This window comes from Acinetobacter lwoffii (genome assembly GCF_024129595.1).
In the GTDB taxonomy this organism is placed as follows: domain Bacteria; phylum Pseudomonadota; class Gammaproteobacteria; order Pseudomonadales; family Moraxellaceae; genus Acinetobacter; species Acinetobacter lwoffii_O.
Map to the genome: position 1 here is coordinate 96,681 of NZ_JAMXXS010000007.1, position 19,081 is coordinate 115,761.

Below are 19,081 nucleotides of genomic sequence, written 5' to 3' on the forward strand. Positions count from 1 at the left end.
TCACCGCTTCAAGGGCCAAGGGTTAAGAAAATTAATTTTTTTGCTGTGCTTCAGTGATTTCGTCGATTAAACGTAAATAGCTGTCCAGTCGGCGCGGCAAAATTTCACCTTCGGCCGCAGCCTGACGCAAAGCACATTGTTTTTCATGCTTATGGGTACAGTTACGGAACTGACAATGGCCGAGCAGATTTTCAATTTCAGGAAAGCCGCTTTGTACCTTATCTAAAGTCAGATGCCACAGGCCAAATTCACGAATTCCCGGAGAGTCAATCAGGGCCGCACCTTCACCAAAACCGATCAAGCGCGTTGACGTCGTGGTGTGTTGACCGAGTGCCGAGTTTTCCGAAATAATATTGGTTTTCTGTGCGGCATCCGGCACGATCGCATTAATCAGCGTGCTTTTACCCACACCAGATTGACCGACGAAAGCCACCGTTTCATTTTCCAGACGATTAGACAGTGCAGTCAGGTCGCCATCGGATTGGGTCTGCATCACTTCATAACCGAGATCTTGATATTCTTGCAGCAGAGTCAGAATCGGATCGTTTTCTTTTAACAAATCGGCTTTATTCATCACCAGCAATGCAGGAATATCGGCATCGGCACAGGCCACCAGATAACGGTCGATCAGGCCCGGCGCTGGCTCAGGCAATGGTGCAAACACGATCACAATCAGTGAAATGTTGGCCGCTACCGGTTTAACCTTGTGATAGCGGTCGGGGCGTGTCAATAAGGATTTTCGGGGATGAATCGCGGTGATAATTCCTAAACCGGTATTCGGATCGGCTTGCCATTTGACCCGGTCACCCGTGACCAATAAATCCAGATTGGTTCGAGTATGACAGCGCCAGACGCTGTCCAGTTCAATCTCTTTCCAGAAAGGTTCAGGCTCACCATCGGCGACCACAGGTTTTTCAGGGTGAATGTCAGGGCGAGACAAAGCTTGCACTTCAAGTTGGCGGCCATAATGTTGCACCACTAAACCTTCAAGATCACTGGAGGTATCGAGATCTTCTTGACGTGTTTTCTGTTGTTTCTGAATGCGGCGCTGTTGTTGCTCTGTCAGACGACGCTTACGTATTAAGGCCATTCATATCCTAAAAAAACCGGGTAAATCAGATGGCAAAAATAGCATGAAGCAGCCCCCGAATGACACCCAAGATGTAATTAATTTGCTACTATAGTTGTTTTTAAACCCAATAAGATTGCACATTTATGAGCAGCACCGCTGATACCCGCCTGATTTGGATTGACCTTGAAATGACAGGTCTAGACACAGACAATGATCAAATTATTGAAATTGCAACAATTGTAACCGATGACAATTTGAATATTTTGGCTGAAGGTCCTGTGCTTGCGGTACATCAGCCTGCACGTCTGTTAAATGCTATGGATGAGTGGAACACTCGCCAGCATGGTCAGTCCGGTCTGATTGAGCGTGTGCGTCGCAGTAAACTGACCGCTCAGGATGCCGAGCAGCAAACCCTTGAATTCCTGAAAAAATGGGTCAATCCAAAATCTTCACCGATGTGTGGTAACTCGATCTGTCAGGATCGTCGCTTCCTGCACCGTTTGATGCCTGAACTGGAACAGTATTTCCATTACCGTAATCTGGATGTCTCTTCAGTGAAAGAACTAGCCAAACGCTGGCGCCCGGAAATCATGAGCGGTCTCAAGAAAAATGCCTCGCATCTGGCGATGGATGATATTCGCGATTCGATTGCAGAACTGAAATATTATCGTCAATATTTCTTTATCATGAATAAAGACTAAATTCCGATGAATTGAAAAGAGGCGCAAGCCTCTTTTTTATTTTACTGAACTGGATTTTTTTCTAGCGTAAAACTGCTCCATGCTTTCAAAGCCTACCCACAAGAGTAATAACACAATCAGATGATTCTGTGTTTCATAACGATCGAAAATAACCAAGCCAAATAATCCTAAAGTCATTAAACGAATGAGAATACTGAGATAATAATTTTTGTTTTTTTGGCTGATCAGAACATAAAAATAAAGCCCGATACAAAGTATGTTCAAACCCAAAAGGGTGTTAAATAGCATGACATTCCACTCCTTTTAGCCAAATGACATAGAATTAATTTGTTGATATTTTAATCAATTACGAGTGAGCTGTCGCTCTCATCTGATCTGAATGTCATTTAAATCGATCAAAAATTTAGTGGCGGTAAAGAAAAGCGGATTTTGCTAAAATGATCCGGTATTTTTATTGCTATAGATGACCTATGACCGACCTGCTTCAAGATGATGAATATGACCGCCGTTTTGCTGGTGTTGCCAAAATTTATGGAGAAGACAGCTTTAACCATTATGAAAAAAGTCATGTGATGGTGATTGGTATCGGGGGCGTAGGTTCATGGGCGGTAGAAGCACTGGCACGTAGTGGTGTGGGCGAGCTGACCTTGGTCGATATGGATGTGGTGGCCGCGTCTAATATTAACCGTCAGTTACCTGCCATGAGTACCACCTTGGGTCATGAAAAAATTGAAGTCATGGCCGAGCGTTGCCGCGCAATTAATCCACGCATTAAAATTAATCTGATTGATGATTACCTGACGCCTGAAAATATCAAAGAAACTTTAGCAGGTGATCCAGATTTAATCCTCGACTGTATTGACGATGTCAAAGCCAAATTTGCTCTGATGCTACATTGTCGCTTTAACAAGATTCCTTTAATTGTATCGGGCGGGGCAGGGGGTAAACTGGACCCGCTGAAAATTCGGGTCGCCGATTTATCTAAAACCGAACAGGATCCGATGCTGGCCAAATTACGTGCCCAGTTACGCAGCAAAGGCATCTGCAAAAAGCCCAAAGAAAAATTCGGCATTACTTGTGTCTATTCCATCGATAATCCATTCTCCAGTGCCGATGTGTGTGCTAGTGCCGGCTTGCGCTGCGGTGGTTATGGTTCTGCCGTGGTGGTAACTTCAAGCTTTGCCATGGTTGCCGTGGCAGAAGGTTTGAAAAAGCTCGATAGTAAAAGAGCAAAAGCCTGATTTAAAAAATAAAAAGCACAATCTATGTGCTTTTTTTAAACTGGCGTTTAGAATGAAAGGATTCATTCGCAGAACAAAAATAATGTTTTGGAGCAGCTATGTGGTTCTTGCTGGTACTGATTTTGGGGATAGGGGCGTTGGCGATCTGGATGTGGAAACGTCCGGATCCGGTGAAACGTGATCAGGCGAAGGCTGTACAACATGATTTATGGATTGAGCAGATTGATGCTCAACTGAAACATGCAGCACGTTTGAGTTCAGATCCGGAACATCCGAATTATGAACGTGCCTATCAGATTTATCAGGGACTGGCTCAGCAACAGGAAATTCCACAAGCCTATGTAGGTATGGGCCTAATGCATCTGCAAGGTCTAGGGCATGAGCAAAATACTGAAAAAGCCATCAGCTACCTGGACAAAGCCTTTCGCTTGGGCAGTGATGAAGCAGCCTATCATTTGGGGCAGATTCATGAAGGGGAGGCGTATCAACAGGCTGACCCGGATAAAGCTCTGTACTGGTACCGACATGCGGTAGCACGTGGCAATCTGGATGCCCAGTACCGCATCACTGAACTTTCTTCTACCGAAGACCATCCTCAAAACGAGATGACTGCAGAAAAACAGCGTCTGGCATTATTCATTCAAAATGCCGGACAGGGTCATGCCAATTCGCAGTATCAGCTGGCCCAGTATTATCTGGCAGATTCAACAACCCAAGATTTAGTGCAAGGAATTCATTATCTGTTTCTGGCGGCACAGCAAGATCATTTGGCTGCCAATCAGCAAATCGCCGATGATTATGCGCATGGTCAGATTCTGCCCCAAGACCTGACGCAATCGCTGCAATTTATTAAACGTTGTATCAGTCTCGGTGACCAGAAAGGTCTGTATGACTATTATGCTGGTGTATTACAAGGTCGTATCGATACCGACCAGCGTCAGCGCGTGTTCCAGCATTTATTGCAGCAGTCCAAAGAACACGCCGATGCACACGCCAAGACCTTAATCGGACTGGCTTATTTTCATGGCTGGTATGTTGATAAAAATGAAACCATGGCATTTCGTTACTGGTCGGAAGCGGCCAACAGTCAGCATGCGCCTGCATTATGCATGATTGCTGCGCTGTATTTTGAGCAGCACCTGGTAGCCAATGAACCGCAAAAAGCATTTGAGTTATATCAGGCTGCCTATCAGCTTAGTCCTGATGATGTGTCTGCAGGGATGGGGCTGGCGCTGTGTTATTTAAACGGTGTAGGCACAGTTAAAGATACGGGCAAAGCCACACAAATGATCCAGAACGCGGCACAACAGTATTGGCAGATTGTGGCTCAGTCTGAGGCGGATCTGATTTATAGCGTCGGCCGGTTTTATAGTCTGGCTGAATATCCATTGCCGACACGTGATAAAGCTGTCCAGTACCTCAATCAGGCGGTTGCGAAAGGTTCGAAAGAGGCGGCATGGTTCCTGTACCAAGCTCTGTCAGGCATTTATCCTGTGTTTATCAATAATGCAGAGTTGGCAAATCGCTATCTGCATCAGGCTGCACAATTGAATCATGCCCAGGCACAAGCGGAATTGGGTTTAAAGTATCTTAAAGGGCAACAGATTGCGCAGGATATTGCCTTAGGCTTGAGCTATCTGCAAAAAGCAGCCGCTCAGCAGAATGGTGTGGCACTGAATGCTCTGGGTGAAGCCTATGAGCAAGGTCAAGGTGTTGAGAGCAATATTGAGCAAGCCGTGCAGTATTATCAGCAGGCGGCAGCACAGGTGAATGCAGATGCCTATAGTCATCTTGGACGTTTATATATCAAGGGAATTGGCGTGGAGCGTGATATCGGAATCGCACAAGACTGGCTGGAAAAAGGCAGTTTGCTCGGGCATGAGCGATCTAATGAATTATTGAAAAATGTGAATGCGTATTTGCAAATGAAATAAACTGACTCAAATCATACGAGCTAAAAAACCGCTGTCGGGCAGCGGTTTTTTATGGATCAAGCTTTGTTAAGGTAATTGTTTAATCGGGCTACCACCCAATGCCTGCATCAAGGTGACATAAGCATTGTACTGGTTCTGTCTGGTTTGCACCAAAGACAGCCGCGCATTGCGCGTAGTTTCCTGTGCATCCAGCAGGTTTTTCAACGCCACCGCACCATTACGATAACGCACTTCAGTCAAGCGTTCAGTTCTTTCTGTCAGCTCAACATTGCGTTGCTGTAATGCAACCTGCTTAGTGAGCTCAGTACGATTCGACAAGGCATTTTCCACATCGGCAAAGGCTTCGTACATGGTCTGGCGATACTGGATAATGGCTTTTTCATATTCCAGCTCATTGACTTGCAGATCACGTTTCATGTCATTCCATTGCAGGAAAGGCAAGGTCAGACCTGCACCTAAAGTTGCAACCGGATTTTTCAGTGCATTCGAGAGGGACGTACTGCTGCCAATACCGGTGGTCAGATTGCCGGTCAAACTAATGGATGGATAGTAGCTGGCTTTGTTGGCATCTTTATTGGCTAGTGCCTTACGCAAGCGCAGTTCAGTCGCTCGAAGGTCAGGACGACGTGACAATAAACTCGCCGGTAAGTCAGCCTGAATACTCGGCAATTGAATATTCGGTAAACGGCTTGGCTCTTGAATCGCGAGCTGTTGAACCGGCATGTGCAGCAATACCGCGAGTCCGGTACGTGTTTCCACACGTTGTTGTTCAATCTGGCTTAAGGTTGCCTGTTGGCTTTGAATCGCCTGTTCCACCTGGGTTAAATCCAGACCGGATACTGCGCCGGCACGATATTGCACTCGCACCAGATCATAGGTTTTTTGCGCGGTCGCCAGATTTTGCTGTACCACGCTATAACGTTCATTCAGATAAGCCAGTTGCCAATAGAGTTGCGCTGTGGTGCCGATCAGGCTCTGAGCAGTTGCCTGCAAGTCTTCTTCAGAGGCTAAGGCCTCCCAGCGCGCCGCTTCAGTCTGATTGGCCAGTTTGCCAAACAGATCCAGTTCATAGCTTAAGCCCGGATAGCCCAGTGAAAGACCCGTCGAAGCATTGCTGCCACCCTCCAGATCAAAACGCTGGCCCGTTGAAATTCGTGCATCACCGACACGGACACGGACGCCTTGCTGGCTTTGTGCCTGTCTGGCCTGAATGCGCGCCTGCTGTAAACTGATGCCAGCCACCGCCAGATCTGTATTCTGCGCCAGCACTTGATCGACCAAACTGTTCAATTGCGGATCTTTAAATAAGGTCCACCATTGATCTGCCAGAATGTCGGCATGGATCTGCTGACTTAAAACCTTATTATTTTGAAAGTTGCCCGGCATATTGATCGCAGGCTGCTCATAAGGTGTTTTTACCACTGCCGCACAACCGGTCAGCGAGCTTCCCAGCAACAGGGCACTGGCAAGCTTGGTTAAATTCATTTGCATATCAGGTTCCTTATTCGCGAGAAAGCGCATCGACTGGATTCAGACGAGCGGCATTACGTGCCGGGATAAAGCCAAACACAATCCCGATCAGGCTTGAGCAGACAAAGGCAGCCACAATCGAAGTGGTTGAATAGGCCATCTGGAAAGTACCGCCGGCAAAGTGGGTAATTAGCTGGCCAATCCCGAGCGAGAGCAGCACCCCCAAAATACCGCCTAAAATACACACCAGCACTGCTTCAATCAGGAACTGCTGCAAAATATCACTTTGACGTGCACCCACTGCCATCCGCACCCCAATTTCCTGAGTACGTTCAGTCACGGACACCAGCATGATATTCATCACCCCGATCCCGCCGACCACCAGTGAAATCACAGCAATCGCCGAAATTAAAAGCGTCATAGTCGCTGTGGTCTGCTGAATGGTTTCACGAATACTGTCGGCATTCTGGGTAAACACATCCTGCGCGCCATGGCGCTGTACCAACAGGTTTAAAATTGCATTTTCAGCCGCCGCACTTGGATATTCATCCTTAATCCGCACAATGATGCTGCGAACGTTAGATTGCCCCAGCATACGACTCATCACGGTAGAATACGGCAGGTAGACATTCAGGCTGTCATTATTGCCCATCATGCCTTTTTGTGCATCAATCACCCCGATAATCCGGCTCGGGACGCTACCGAGTAAAATCACCTGTCCCACCGGATTAGTACCATCTTTAAAGAAGGTATTTTTGGTATTGGTGTCAATGACAACATCTTGTGCCTGTTGCATGACGCTACTGCGGTCAAAGGGCTGACCGGACTGGAAAGTCATGCCACGCACATAAAAGAAATCTTCACTGACGCCGTTGACCGTGGTTGAAGCTTCGATTTCTTTATAACGGCCGGTGACACTGCTATTCACCGATGGGCTGACGCCATCGACATACGGTTGTTCAGCCAGCGCATCGGCATCGGCCGGAATCAGGGTTTTGGACTGTGAAGATCTGGAATTGTCCCCAAAGCCTCGACCCTGAAATACGGTAATGGTATTGGTCCCCAGACTACTGATATTTTCCAGAATCTGTTTTTGTGAGCCATTGCCCAGCGCGACCACCGAGACCACCGAAGCGATACCGATAATGATTCCGAGCATGGTCAGGAAAGTCCGCATGCGATGTGCATTCATGGCCAGCAAGGCCATACGAAAGGCTTCACCTAGACGGTCAACTGCAGAACGCCATGAAGAAATCTTCTTTTGTTCACTGCGGATTAGCGGCTGTTTTTCCAGATGCTCTTCGACTTCAGGAACATTGGGTTGGTCGGAAATGATATTGCCGTCTGAAATCTCGATAATACGCGTCGCATTTTTCGCTACATTATGATCATGCGTGACCAGAATGATGGTATGACCTTTGGCATTCAGTTCACGCAAAATACGCATCACTTCAATACCGCTGTTCTTATCCAATGCACCTGTCGGTTCATCGGCCAAAATCACGTCACCGCCATTCATCAGCGCACGGGCAATCGAAACCCGTTGCTGCTGACCACCAGAGAGCTGACTCGGACGGTTCAGGGTTTTTTCACCCAGCCCCAGATCGGTCAGAATCTTGACGGCTCGTGCATGCCGTTCAGATGAATCTGCACCAGCATAAATCGCAGGAACTTCGACATTGCCTGCTGCGTTTAAATCGCCCAGTAAATGATAACGCTGGAAAATAAAGCCGAAATATTCACGGCGTAATTGCGCGAGTTCATCCGCTTCCAGTTCGCGGGTTTCACGGCCTTTGACCTTGTAGCTACCGGTAGTTGGTTTGTCCAGACAACCCAGAATGTTCATCAGGGTTGATTTACCGGAACCGGACTGGCCGACAATCGCCACCAGTTCACCTGGATAAATCTCCAGATTCACCCCTTTTAAAATCTGGACCGTGCTTTCACCCGCAGGGAATTCACGAACCAGATTTTTCACCTCGAGGAGAGGCTGTTGTTGTGAATTCATGCTTACATTCTCATTGGGCCACGGCTATTGCCACCGCGTTTTGCTGCATCATTGGAGGTATCAGAACCATCGGCAATCACCACCTGATCACCACGTTTTAAACCTTTCAGCACTTGCGCAGTCGCGCGGTTATTCAAACCGATTAATACAGGGGTTGGTTTTGCAGTACCATCGGCTTGCAAGACACGAACCATGCCACGCTGTGCTTTACCTTGCTCAATCAGCGCAAGTTCTGCTTCAGACAGGTTTAGACGCGCTGGACGTTCAGCGGCAGGGCGGTTGCCTTGAGCCGATTCAGCTTCAGAACGTGATGCCGGGCCGCCTTCACCGCGAGAACCCTCACCACGAGCTTCACCACGATTGGCACGTGGCGGACGGTTTGAACCTTGAATGGCTGCAGCAGGAATGGTCAGTACATTTTTGGCTTCATCCAGCACGATATAAACTTGCGCCGTCATATCAATACGCAATTTTCCATCTTCATTCGGGACATCGAACAATGCGTTGTAATACACCGCAGAACTTGACGATGAGCTTGATGTATTGCTATCGGTATTAATTGAATTTGGCGCAGGCTCAACCTGACGCAGTTTAGCGTAAATCTTTTTCTCGTTATTACCTAAGGTGGTGAAATAAACCGTCTGACCTTCTTCAACTTTCATGACATCTGCTTCAGAAATTTCAGCTTTAATGGTCATGGTGTCGAGTTTGGCCAGTTTGACAATGGTCGGCGCACTCTGGTTGGCGTTTACAGTCTGACCTTCTTCGGTCACAATCGCCACAATTGTGCCATCCATCGGGGCCACAATCTGGGTATAGCCAAGATCTTCTTTGGCAGTCGCCAGCGTCAAACGTGACTGTTCAATCTGTGCATTGATGGCAGTAATATCCGCTTGTGCTGTTTTATAGTTCGCAAATGCAGATTCTAGCTCTGAGCGAGAAGTGGCATCCTGTGCATACATGGCTTTTTGACGGTTGTATTCAGCTTCAACTTTGGCCAAATTCGCCTGTCTTACTGCAAGTTGTGCCATCTGATTTTTAATGCTGGCTTCAGCGGTTTTTAAATCATTTTCCTGACGAACGGAGTCAATCCGCGCAATCAGCTGACCTTGCTTGACCTGATCGCCCAGTTCTACATACATTTTTCTGACCTGACCCGAAACCTGCGCCCCCACGCTGACCATCTTGGTCGCTTCCAGAATACCAGTTGCCAGTACAGAGCTTTCGATATCGCCTTGGGTGACTTCAGCCGTAATATATTGCGGAGGCTGTTCTTTGGGTTTGAGGAAGTACCACCCCGCAGCGATGAGCGCAATGGCAATCACGGCGGCCATAATCAATTTCGTCGGTTTTATTTTTGGCATGATCAATATCGGTTCAAAATCAGAGAATTGTGAACGATTATAAAAGCGAAATTAGGATAAATCGTGTATTTTTTTAAACTAATAGGAATGATTATTATTTTATTTTTCGAATTTTGACAAAGACTTAGTGAAATAGGGGCTTGCCACAGATACTGGAAATCGCCTGTAGTACCAGATGCTCCGGATTCTCATGTCCAAATCCTTTAATCGAGGCATCAATTCTTAATAATAACCCCGGCCAGGCCAGAAAAGTCTGCGGACTAAGACGGCGCAAGGCCTGTTGATATAACCCGACTTTGGTTTTCCAGATCCCGATTTGCAAGGCATTTTGCGGTTGTTCAAACAGCTGCATCAACAGACGCATTTCCTTGCTGAGACTCCATAAAATCAGGCTCATCGGTTCACCTGAAGCGACCAGATACTGAAAAATCTTGATCGACTGGGAAAGATTGCCTTGTAGCAGGGCATCGCTCAAATCATAGGTGCTATAACGTGACTGATCTTGTAAACATGCATATAAATGCTCCACCTGAATCACATCGATTTCAGCAAAGGTATCGCTGACCCGCATCAGGCTGTTCTTTGCCGCAAGCAGGTTGTGCTCATGATGTTGTTCCAGCCATTGCCAGGCATCATTGGCTAAACGAATGCCGAGTTTTTCAGCTTCAATACCCAGAATCTGCTGCCGGTCTTTCGGATAATTGGCCACCAGCGAAACATTGACGCCATTGGCATCAATGACCTGAAAAAAGCTGGTTTTTAGGCTACTCGCATCTTGCTTGGGCATCACCACTAATAGCAAATTATCGCTGTCTTGTTGTAAATAGCTTTTTAGCAGTTTAAGACTACTTGCATCTGGCTTGATATTGCCATGCACTTCAATCGCCAGCTGTGTTGAAAATAGCGACAGACTGTTCAGAGCATTAAAGACGGTTTTCCAGTCAGCGACCGAACTAATGTCATAGCGTTGACGTTCAATGTCCTGTTTTTGCCAGCTGCTGCGAAAGGCGTCAATTAAATTCTGTTCCAGCAAAGGCTCTTGACCATGCAATACCCAAGCACCGCGAGCTTCATCGACACGTTTCAGGGCTTGCAGATAATCAAGTTTCATAAGGTGGTCTTATTGAGCAGGTTGCGCTGGAGTATTTTGTTTGGCTAAGGGTAAGCGGTTCGATGAAATCTGACGCGCGATCTGTTGCGCCACATCATCAATAATGACCTGATTCAGATATTTTTGTTCCTGGTCATCGGTGTTGACTGTTTCAATATCATATTGATACGTACGTGTTGCCACCACAGTGCGTGGTTCAGTGATTGGATTGCCTTGTGCATCTTCAATCCGGAAAGTCACGTTTAAACGTAATAAGGTTTCAACCAGTTTACCGTTTAGTTCCAGACGGCGAGGGGTGTAATCCAGGACACGTAACACATAAGCATTGGGTGCATTACTCAGCTGTACACCTGCAGCACCGAGGTAAACCGCCAGTTTCTCTTGCAGTTCTTCAGTATTGGGCGGTAAAGACAGGTTCATGACAGAGTAAGCAACAGGTGCGGAACTCGGATTGGTCCCTTTCAGATGAAAACCACAGCCGACTAAGCCTGCACTCAGACCACAAGTTAAAACAATTGCTGCTAAACGTTTGCCCAAATGCATGTGTTGCCCTCTATGCTTCCCGAAGGGGAATATTCGAAATCCTGAACTGGATTGTAAAGTCAAAGCCCGTTGGCTGGCAACGGGCTTTGTTTGGGAATTTTGAAATCCTTCATAAAGTTCCTTCTCCCTTTGGGAGAAGGTTAGGATGAGGGTTTATATATTTACCTCTCCCTAACCCTCTCCTGAAAGGAGAGGGAATGTAAGGACTTAAACCACCAAATTCACTAATTTATTCGGTACCACAATTTCTTTCTTGGTTGGGCCAGTCAAGAATTGTTGAACTTCAGGCAATGCTTTGGCTTGAGCCAAAATATCATCTTTAGAAGCATCGACTGATACTTCTAACTTACCACGGAGTTTACCGTTGACTTGAACCACAATCGTTTGTGTATTACGTGTCAGCGCAGATTCATCTACCGCAGGGAATAAAGTTGAATTCAATTCAATGCCAAATTCGGCCAATAAAGTCTGGCTTAAATGCGGTGCAAATGGTGCAAGTAAAGTTAACAGCGTGGTAATCGATTCACGTGCAACCGCCACGTCATTGTCATCTTGGGCTTCAAATTTGTTGTTCGCGTTTAGAAGTTCCATCAATGCAGCAATGGCAGTGTTAAATGCATGACGACGTTCGATGTCATCACCGACTTTCTGGATGGTTTCGTGAGTTTTACGACGTAGGTCTTGCGCGGCCGTTGAAAGAGCAGTTTTGTCGATGCTGGCAGCAGTATTCGCTTTTTCAAGGAAACCTGTTGCTAAACGCCATACACGTTTCAGGAAGCGGTTTGCACCCTCAACACCGGCATCAGACCATTCCAGTGATTGATCTGGTGGTGCTGCGAACATCATGAACACGCGTGCCGTATCTGCGCCGTACTGGTCAATAATCGATTGCGGGTCGATACCGTTATTTTTCGATTTCGACATTTTTTCCTGACCGCCAACCACAACTTCTTGGCCATCTTCTTTATATTTGGCAGAAAGCACACGGCCTTTTTCGTCTTTTTCAAGTTCGATATCCGCAGGGTTAAACCAGGTTTTCTTGCCAGATTCAGCTTCACGATAGAAGGTATCTGCTAGCACCATACCTTGCGTTAACAAGTTAGTGAATGGTTCATTGCCTTGTACTACGCCTTCATCGCGCATCAATTTGTGGAAGAAACGCGCATATAACAAATGCAGAATCGCGTGTTCAACACCACCGATGTACTGGTTTACAGGCAACCAAGTTTGGCCAGCTTCTGGTTTTACCATGCCACCCGTAAAGTCGGGAGATGCATAACGTGCATAGTACCAAGATGATTCCACGAAGGTATCCAGCGTATCTGTTTCACGACGAGCATCGCCACCACAGCTTGGGCATGACGTTTTGTAGAATTCAGGCATTTTGTTCAACGGGTTACCTGAACCATCTGGAACAACGTCAGTCGGAAGAACCACAGGAAGCTGCTCTTCAGGTACTGGCACTTGACCACATGATGGACAGTTAATCATTGGAATTGGACAACCCCAATAACGCTGACGAGATACACCCCAGTCACGTAAACGGAATTGAACTTTAGAACTTGCCAGGCCTGTTGGTTCTAATTTAGCAAGAAATGCATCGTATGCACCCTGAAAATCTAAACCGTCAAATTCGCCTGAATTAACCAGTTTGCCTTCTTTAGAGCCGTACCATTCTTGCCATTGAGTCGCATCAAAGTCAGCATCATCTGCGCCTTTAGCATCAATCACTTGCTTGATGGTCAAGCTATATTTATTGGCAAATTCGAAGTCACGTTCATCATGTGATGGAACCGCCATCACTGCACCTGAACCATAAGACATCAATACATAGTTGGCGATCCAGACCGGAACTTCTTCGCCAGTCACAGGATGCTTCACAGAAAGACCGGTTGCCATGCCTTTCTTCTCGGCAGTCGCAAGATCCGCTTCTGCCACAGAACCCATACGGCATTCTTCAATGAATGCAGCCAATTCTGGGTTTGTTTCAGCCGCTTTCAGCGCCATCGGGTGTTCTGCTGCAACTGCAACATAGGTCACGCCCATCAAGGTATCGGCACGGGTAGTAAATACCGTTAAACCATCTGCATACACGTCAGGATTTGCTGAAGGGAAAGTGATGTCCATCCCTTGTGAGCGGCCAATCCAGTTACGCTGCATGGTCAACACTTGTTGTGGCCAGCCATCTTTAAGCGTGTCTAAATCGTCAAGTAACTCTTGCGCATAATCAGTGATGCGGAAGTAGTACATTGGAATATCACGCTTTTCTACCAATGCACCTGAACGCCAGCCACGACCATTTTCAACCTGTTCGTTGGCAAGAACAGTCTGATCGACCGGATCCCAATTCACGGTTGAAAGCTTACGGTAGATCAAGCCTTTTTTATAAAGCTGAACAAATAGCCATTGTCCCCAACGATAGTATTCAGGGGTACAGGTCGCAAATTCACGATCCCAATCTACGGCTAGACCGAGTTTTTTCAACTGGTCACGCATGTAAGCAATATTTTCAAATGTCCATTTTGCCGGTGCAACCTGGTGTGCAATCGCTGCGTTTTCAGCAGGCAGACCAAAAGCATCCCAACCCATCGGTTGCAGGACAGTTTCACCTTTTAAGCGATGGAAACGGCTGATCACGTCACCAATCGTATAGTTACGCACATGACCCATATGTAGCTTGCCACTTGGGTAAGGGAACATCGAGAGAATATAACGACGTGGACCTTCTACTTTGTCGGCAACTTTAAAGGCTTTGCGAGATTCCCAATCCTGTTGGACTTGAGGCTCAATCGCACTGGCTTGATATTCGGAATCAATGTGAGTAGTCATAAACGTATCAGTGAATTACGGTGAAAAAAGTCTGTTGCACAGCATAGCGCAAAATGTACCTAAAAGTGAATTTTGCGCCGGCATTTCCCGAAGAAAAAACACGCTGTTCTATATAGAGGTGTCTTATAAAGCAACTGCACGATTTTTAGATTGCTGCAAGGCTTCGTTGGCTTCACGTTGTTGCTGGTCCTGATTCGCAGGAACTTGAGGGGCTTGTTGCTGTTGTTCTTGAGGTGTGTTCTCGGTTTGAACTTCAGTTTCAGTAGTTCTAGATGATGCTGGTGCTGAATTTTTCCAGCCATAGGTATCCACTGTGGTGGCTTTTTTCGCAGATTTCGGTGGTGGTGTTTTCGTATAGTGCGTGGTGCCCTTGGTATCGACCCATTTATAATACTGGATTGCTGAAGCACTGCTGCTACAGATGCCTAGAGAAATTGCACAACTCAGACTTAAGGCAGTTAAAAAAGATATTTTCATTGTTTTTGAGCCTCTGTGTTCTAGCCATAAAATACTACAAAACATTGTAGTGATTTTCACAGTAAAAATAATGAATTTTTTATCCGCTCTATTCATGATTAAGAGTCGAACAGCTTCTGCATCTCGTTTGTAGAAGTGGTGAGCAAATTTTCAGACACAAAATTTATTGATAAACAACTTCACTTGATTTAATAAAAATTCATTCATTTTTTTTATATAAGACATACTAAAAATTTATAAAATTAAATATATAAGTTTATGAATTTTATTGGATTAAATATTATTAGATTAATTCTTTATTACTGTCTTTGCTCTAGATCGCTGTTAAAAACAGCAAATCAGGTGTTTTTAAGCGCATATTGCCTGTTTTTTAAACTTGACTTTAAAGCCTGAAAACACAAGAATGCTGCAATAGTTTTATATGCCTTAATCGATCACCCTTCGACTAAGTGTCATTTCATGCAGTGGGCGATTTCTCTAGCCGAGAAATTGAACAAAGCTAAGCAAAATATGTTTATCCCAACATGTTTTAGGTCTTGTATTGCTCGAACAGCCAAGAGATCAGATTTTTTTCCTATTGCTATGAAAACTATGAAATTTGTGTGCTATAACAGTGCAGACAGTTAACAAATGAAACACTGCAAATGCCTCCCATTTGTGCAGTGTCATAATATTAGGGTGAATCACGTTGGAACTTCTATCTGGTGGTGAAATGCTTGTTCGCGCATTAGCGGACGAAGGCGTTGAACATGTTTTTGGATACCCAGGCGGCGCAGTTCTTCATATTTATGATGCGCTATTTCAACAAGACAGAATCAATCATTATCTCGTACGTCACGAACAGGCTGCCGGTCACATGGCCGATGCTTACTCACGCGTGACAGGCAAGACCGGTGTTGTGCTAGTGACTTCAGGTCCGGGTGCAACCAACACGGTAACGCCAATTGCAACGGCCTATATGGACTCAATCCCGATGGTGATTTTGTCAGGTCAGGTTGCGAGTCATCTGATTGGTGAAGATGCATTTCAGGAAACCGATATGGTCGGTATTTCACGTCCTATCGTGAAACATAGCTTCCAGGTGCGTCATGCCAGCGAAATTCCTGCGATTATCAAGAAAGCCTTCTATATTGCGTCTTCAGGTCGTCCAGGTCCTGTAGTGATTGATATTCCAAAGGATGCGACCAATCCTGCAGAGAAATTTGCTTACGAATACCCAGAAAAAGTGAAGATGCGTTCGTATCAGCCACCGTTCCGTGGTCACTCAGGTCAAATTCGTAAAGCGATTGAAGAACTGATCCATGCTAAACGCCCAGTTATTTACTCAGGCGGTGGTGTGGTTCAAGGCAATGCTTCAGCACAATTGACAGAGCTTGCGCATCTATTGGGTTATCCAGTGACCAATACCTTGATGGGTCTTGGCGCATTCCCGGGTGATGATGAACAGTTCATCGGTATGTTGGGTATGCACGGTACTTATGAAGCTAACATGACCATGCACAATGCAGATGTAATTCTGTGTGTGGGTGCGCGTTTCGATGACCGTGTGACCAACAATCCTGCAAAATTCTGTCCAAATGCTAAAGTCATTCATATAGATATCGACCCAGCGACAATCTCAAAAACCATTATGGCGCACATTCCAATTGTCGGTGCTGTAGAGCCTGTACTGAATGAGATGTTGAACCAGTTGAAACAGCTTAATGTTTCTAAGCCAAATCCTGAAGCGATTGTGGCATGGTGGAAACAGATCAATGAATGGCGCAAGGTTCATGGCGGTCGTTTTGAAGCGGGTGTTGATGGCGTGATGAAGCCACAACAAGTGGTTCAGGCATTGGATAAAGTGACCAATGGCGAAGCGATCATTACTTCTGATGTCGGTCAGCATCAGATGTTTGGTGCGATGTATTACAAATACAAACGTCCACGTCAATGGATCAACTCAGGTGGTCTAGGCACCATGGGTGTAGGCTTGCCGTATGCAATGGCTGCGAAGCTTGCATACCCGGAACAGCAAGTGGTGTGTATCACCGGTGAAGCATCGATTCAGATGTGTATCCAGGAACTGTCGACCTGTAAGCAATATGGCCTGAATGTAAAAATCCTGTGCCTGAATAACCAGTCTTTAGGGATGGTGAAGCAGTGGCAAGATATGAACTATGAAGGACGTCATTCAAGTTCTTATGTAGATTCATTGCCTGATTTTGCCAAACTGATGGAAGCCTATGGTCATGTCGGTATTCAGATTAATCATGCCGATGAGCTAGAGTCGAAGCTTGCAGAAGCGATGGCGATTAACGACAAGTGCGTATTTATTAACGTTATGGTAGATCGTACCGAGCACGTTTATCCGATGTTGATTGCGGGTCAGTCGATGCAGGATATGTGGTTGGCTAAAGGGGAGCGCACGAAATGAGACATATTATCTCTGTACTCGTAGAAAACGAATCAGGCGCGCTTTCCCGTTTAGTGGGTTTGTTCTCACAGCGTGGCTACAATATCGAAACATTGAATGTTGCTCCGACTGAAGATCCAACGCTTTCACGTTTGACATTGACCACTTATGGTGATGATCACAAGATTGAGCAAATTACCAAACAGCTTAACAAGTTGGTTGAAGTGGTGAAAGTGGTTGACCTGTCTGAAGGTGCACATATTGAGCGTGAATTGATGCTGATTAAAGTCAAAGCATTGGGTTCATCGCGTGACGAAATCAAACGTACGGCAGATATTTTCCGTGGTCAGATTGTCGATGTAACACCAACGACCTATACCATTCAAATCGCGGGTACCACTGAAAAAGTGGATGCGTTTATTGATGCACTTGCAGAACACACGATTTTAGAAGTGGTTCGTTCAGGTGTATCAGGTATCGCACGCGGCGAAAAAGTACTCACCATCTAATTTAAATATTTCCTCATCCTAATAAGAAGGGGGTATCAGGCAATGTAAATACAAGGGTCATTGCCTGATTTAAACAGACAAACAAGCATTAAGCGGAGACAGCAATGCAAATTTTTTACGATAAAGACACTGACTTATCTATCATCCAATCTAAGAAAGTAGCGATCATTGGTTACGGTTCACAAGGTCACGCGCATGCGCTTAACCTGAAAGATTCTGGCGTTGATGTCACTGTAGGTTTACGTGCGAACTCTACTTCTTGGAAGAAAGCTGAAAATTCAGGTCTTAAAGTTGCTGAAGTTCCTGCTGCTGTAGCACAAGCTGACGTAGTGATGATTTTGACTCCAGATGAGTTCCAATCTCAACTTTACCGTGACGTAATTGAGCCAAACATCAAGCAAGGCGCTACTTTAGCATTTGCTCATGGTTTCTCGATTCTTTATAACCAAGTTGTTCCACGTGCTGACTTAGACGTAATCATGGTTGCACCTAAAGCTCCTGGTCACACCGTACGTTCTGAATACCAACGTGGTTCAGGTGTTCCTGACCTTATCGCGATTCACCAAGATGCTTCTGGTAATGCGCGTAACGTTGCTCTTTCTTACGCTTCAGGCGTAGGTGGCGGCCGTACAGGTATCATCGAAACTTCATTCCGTGAAGAAACTGAAACTGACCTTTTCGGTGAGCAAGCAGTTCTTTGTGGTGGTGCTGTTGAATTGGTTAAAATGGGCTTCGAAACTCTGGTTGAAGCGGGCTATGCTCCTGAAATGGCGTACTTCGAATGTCTACACGAACTTAAATTGATCGTTGACTTGATGTTCGAAGGCGGTATCGCGGACATGAACTACTCAGTGTCAAACAACGCTGAATACGGCGAATATGTAACGGGTACTGAAGTAATTAACGAACAGTCTCGTGAAGCAATGCGTAATGCACTTAAACGTATTCAATCTGGTGAATACGCGAAGATGTTCATTCAAGAAGGTGCGTTGAACTATCCATCTATGACTGCTCGTCGTCGTCAAAATGCGGCTCACGGTATCGAAGTAACGGGTAACAAGTTACGTGCGATGATGCCTTGGATCCAAGCGAACAAAATCGTAGATAAAGAGAAAAACTAATTTCTCGAATCAATTGATTTGAATGCGAAAACCCACTTAATTTGAGTGGGTTTTTTATTTCTATGTTTGCGTACCTTAAAAAATGGGAAAGCAGTGCTTTCCCATTTTTTCATATTTTGGATTCAAACAAAATCGTTGATAAATAGAAAAACTAATCTCTTAATTGGCTGATTTTTATGCTATAAAAGTCCTGCGAAAGCGGGGTTTTTTATTGGGGCGGATTCAAGCGGCAAGTGCAACAGTATAAAAACCAGCCATAACATCACTGGGCGTATACCATCCCAGTGTCTTTCTGGGGCGATTATT

The 19,081-nt window shown here is 45.7% G+C and carries 15 protein-coding genes; 6 read left to right on the forward strand and 9 right to left on the reverse strand.

Going from position 1 to position 19,081, the window contains the following annotated elements; translation table 11 throughout:
- Nucleotides 1-31 precede the first annotated feature (31 nt).
- On the reverse strand, nucleotides 32-1,090 hold the full coding sequence (rsgA, locus tag NI466_RS05725) for a ribosome small subunit-dependent GTPase A (protein ID WP_004278384.1): 1,059 nt from the start codon (nucleotides 1,088-1,090) through the stop codon (nucleotides 32-34).
- 125 nt (nucleotides 1,091-1,215) lie between these two features.
- On the opposite strand from rsgA, the gene orn reads away from it, so the two are divergent.
- Entirely contained in the window at nucleotides 1,216-1,773 is a 558-nt protein-coding gene (orn, locus tag NI466_RS05730; protein ID WP_044109923.1) for an oligoribonuclease, read from the forward strand.
- 36 nt (nucleotides 1,774-1,809) lie between these two features.
- Here the strand turns inward: orn and NI466_RS05735 are convergent, their stop codons facing one another.
- Nucleotides 1,810-2,061, reverse strand: a complete 252-nt coding sequence (locus NI466_RS05735; RefSeq protein WP_253147381.1) for a hypothetical protein — start codon at nucleotides 2,059-2,061, stop codon at nucleotides 1,810-1,812.
- Between the two features lie 182 nt (nucleotides 2,062-2,243).
- Here NI466_RS05735 and NI466_RS05740 point away from each other — a divergent pair, with 182 nt between their 5' ends.
- Both NI466_RS05740 and NI466_RS05745 read left to right on the forward strand, forming a co-directional pair.
- A complete protein-coding gene (locus NI466_RS05740) occupies nucleotides 2,244-3,014 on the forward strand; it encodes a tRNA threonylcarbamoyladenosine dehydratase (protein WP_253145749.1) in 771 nt (256 codons plus the stop codon).
- A gap of 98 nt (nucleotides 3,015-3,112) precedes the next feature.
- Entirely contained in the window at nucleotides 3,113-4,948 is a 1,836-nt protein-coding gene (locus NI466_RS05745; protein WP_253147380.1) for a tetratricopeptide repeat protein, read from the forward strand.
- A gap of 66 nt (nucleotides 4,949-5,014) precedes the next feature.
- On the opposite strand, the gene NI466_RS05750 is transcribed toward NI466_RS05745, so the two are convergent.
- The 7 genes from NI466_RS05750 to NI466_RS05780 form a co-directional block, all read right to left on the reverse strand.
- Nucleotides 5,015-6,439: an efflux transporter outer membrane subunit gene (locus NI466_RS05750; protein ID WP_253173027.1), complete on the reverse strand. Its 1,425-nt coding sequence runs from the start codon at nucleotides 6,437-6,439 to the stop codon at nucleotides 5,015-5,017.
- Nucleotides 6,440-6,449: 10 nt separating this feature from the next.
- The gene (locus NI466_RS05755) at nucleotides 6,450-8,426 is read right to left on the reverse strand and encodes a MacB family efflux pump subunit (RefSeq protein ID WP_004647445.1); all 1,977 of its coding nucleotides are present in this window, start codon (nucleotides 8,424-8,426) and stop codon (nucleotides 6,450-6,452) included.
- A 2-nt stretch (nucleotides 8,427-8,428) separates the two neighbouring features.
- Nucleotides 8,429-9,790 carry a MacA family efflux pump subunit gene (locus NI466_RS05760; RefSeq protein WP_004647446.1) on the reverse strand — a complete coding sequence of 454 codons (1,362 nt, stop codon included), beginning with the start codon at nucleotides 9,788-9,790 and terminating at the stop codon, nucleotides 8,429-8,431.
- Nucleotides 9,791-9,914: 124 nt separating this feature from the next.
- Complete coding sequence (gene holA / locus NI466_RS05765; protein WP_004647447.1) at nucleotides 9,915-10,901, reverse strand: DNA polymerase III subunit delta; 987 nt, start codon at nucleotides 10,899-10,901, stop codon at nucleotides 9,915-9,917.
- A gap of 9 nt (nucleotides 10,902-10,910) precedes the next feature.
- Nucleotides 10,911-11,444 carry an LPS-assembly lipoprotein LptE gene (locus NI466_RS05770; RefSeq protein WP_004647448.1) on the reverse strand — a complete coding sequence of 178 codons (534 nt, stop codon included), beginning with the start codon at nucleotides 11,442-11,444 and terminating at the stop codon, nucleotides 10,911-10,913.
- Between the two features lie 207 nt (nucleotides 11,445-11,651).
- Nucleotides 11,652-14,273, reverse strand: coding sequence for a leucine--tRNA ligase (leuS, locus tag NI466_RS05775; protein WP_253173029.1), 2,622 nt, complete (start codon nucleotides 14,271-14,273; stop codon nucleotides 11,652-11,654).
- Between the two features lie 123 nt (nucleotides 14,274-14,396).
- Nucleotides 14,397-14,750 (reverse strand): DUF4124 domain-containing protein, encoded by a 354-nt coding sequence (locus tag NI466_RS05780; RefSeq protein ID WP_004647450.1) that lies wholly within the window; start codon nucleotides 14,748-14,750, stop codon nucleotides 14,397-14,399.
- 688 nt (nucleotides 14,751-15,438) lie between these two features.
- On the opposite strand from NI466_RS05780, the gene NI466_RS05785 reads away from it, so the two are divergent.
- The 3 genes from NI466_RS05785 (at nucleotide 15,439) to ilvC (ending at nucleotide 18,775) form a co-directional block, all read left to right on the forward strand.
- Nucleotides 15,439-17,166, forward strand: coding sequence for an acetolactate synthase 3 large subunit (locus tag NI466_RS05785; protein ID WP_253173030.1), 1,728 nt, complete (start codon nucleotides 15,439-15,441; stop codon nucleotides 17,164-17,166).
- On the forward strand, nucleotides 17,163-17,654 hold the full coding sequence (ilvN, locus tag NI466_RS05790; RefSeq protein WP_004278369.1) for an acetolactate synthase small subunit: 492 nt from the start codon (nucleotides 17,163-17,165) through the stop codon (nucleotides 17,652-17,654). The genes NI466_RS05785 and ilvN overlap by 4 nt, the downstream gene beginning before the upstream one ends.
- Before the next feature lie 104 nt (nucleotides 17,655-17,758).
- The gene (gene ilvC, locus NI466_RS05795; RefSeq protein WP_004647451.1) at nucleotides 17,759-18,775 is read left to right on the forward strand and encodes a ketol-acid reductoisomerase; all 1,017 of its coding nucleotides are present in this window, start codon (nucleotides 17,759-17,761) and stop codon (nucleotides 18,773-18,775) included.
- Nucleotides 18,776-19,081: the final 306 nt, after the last annotated feature.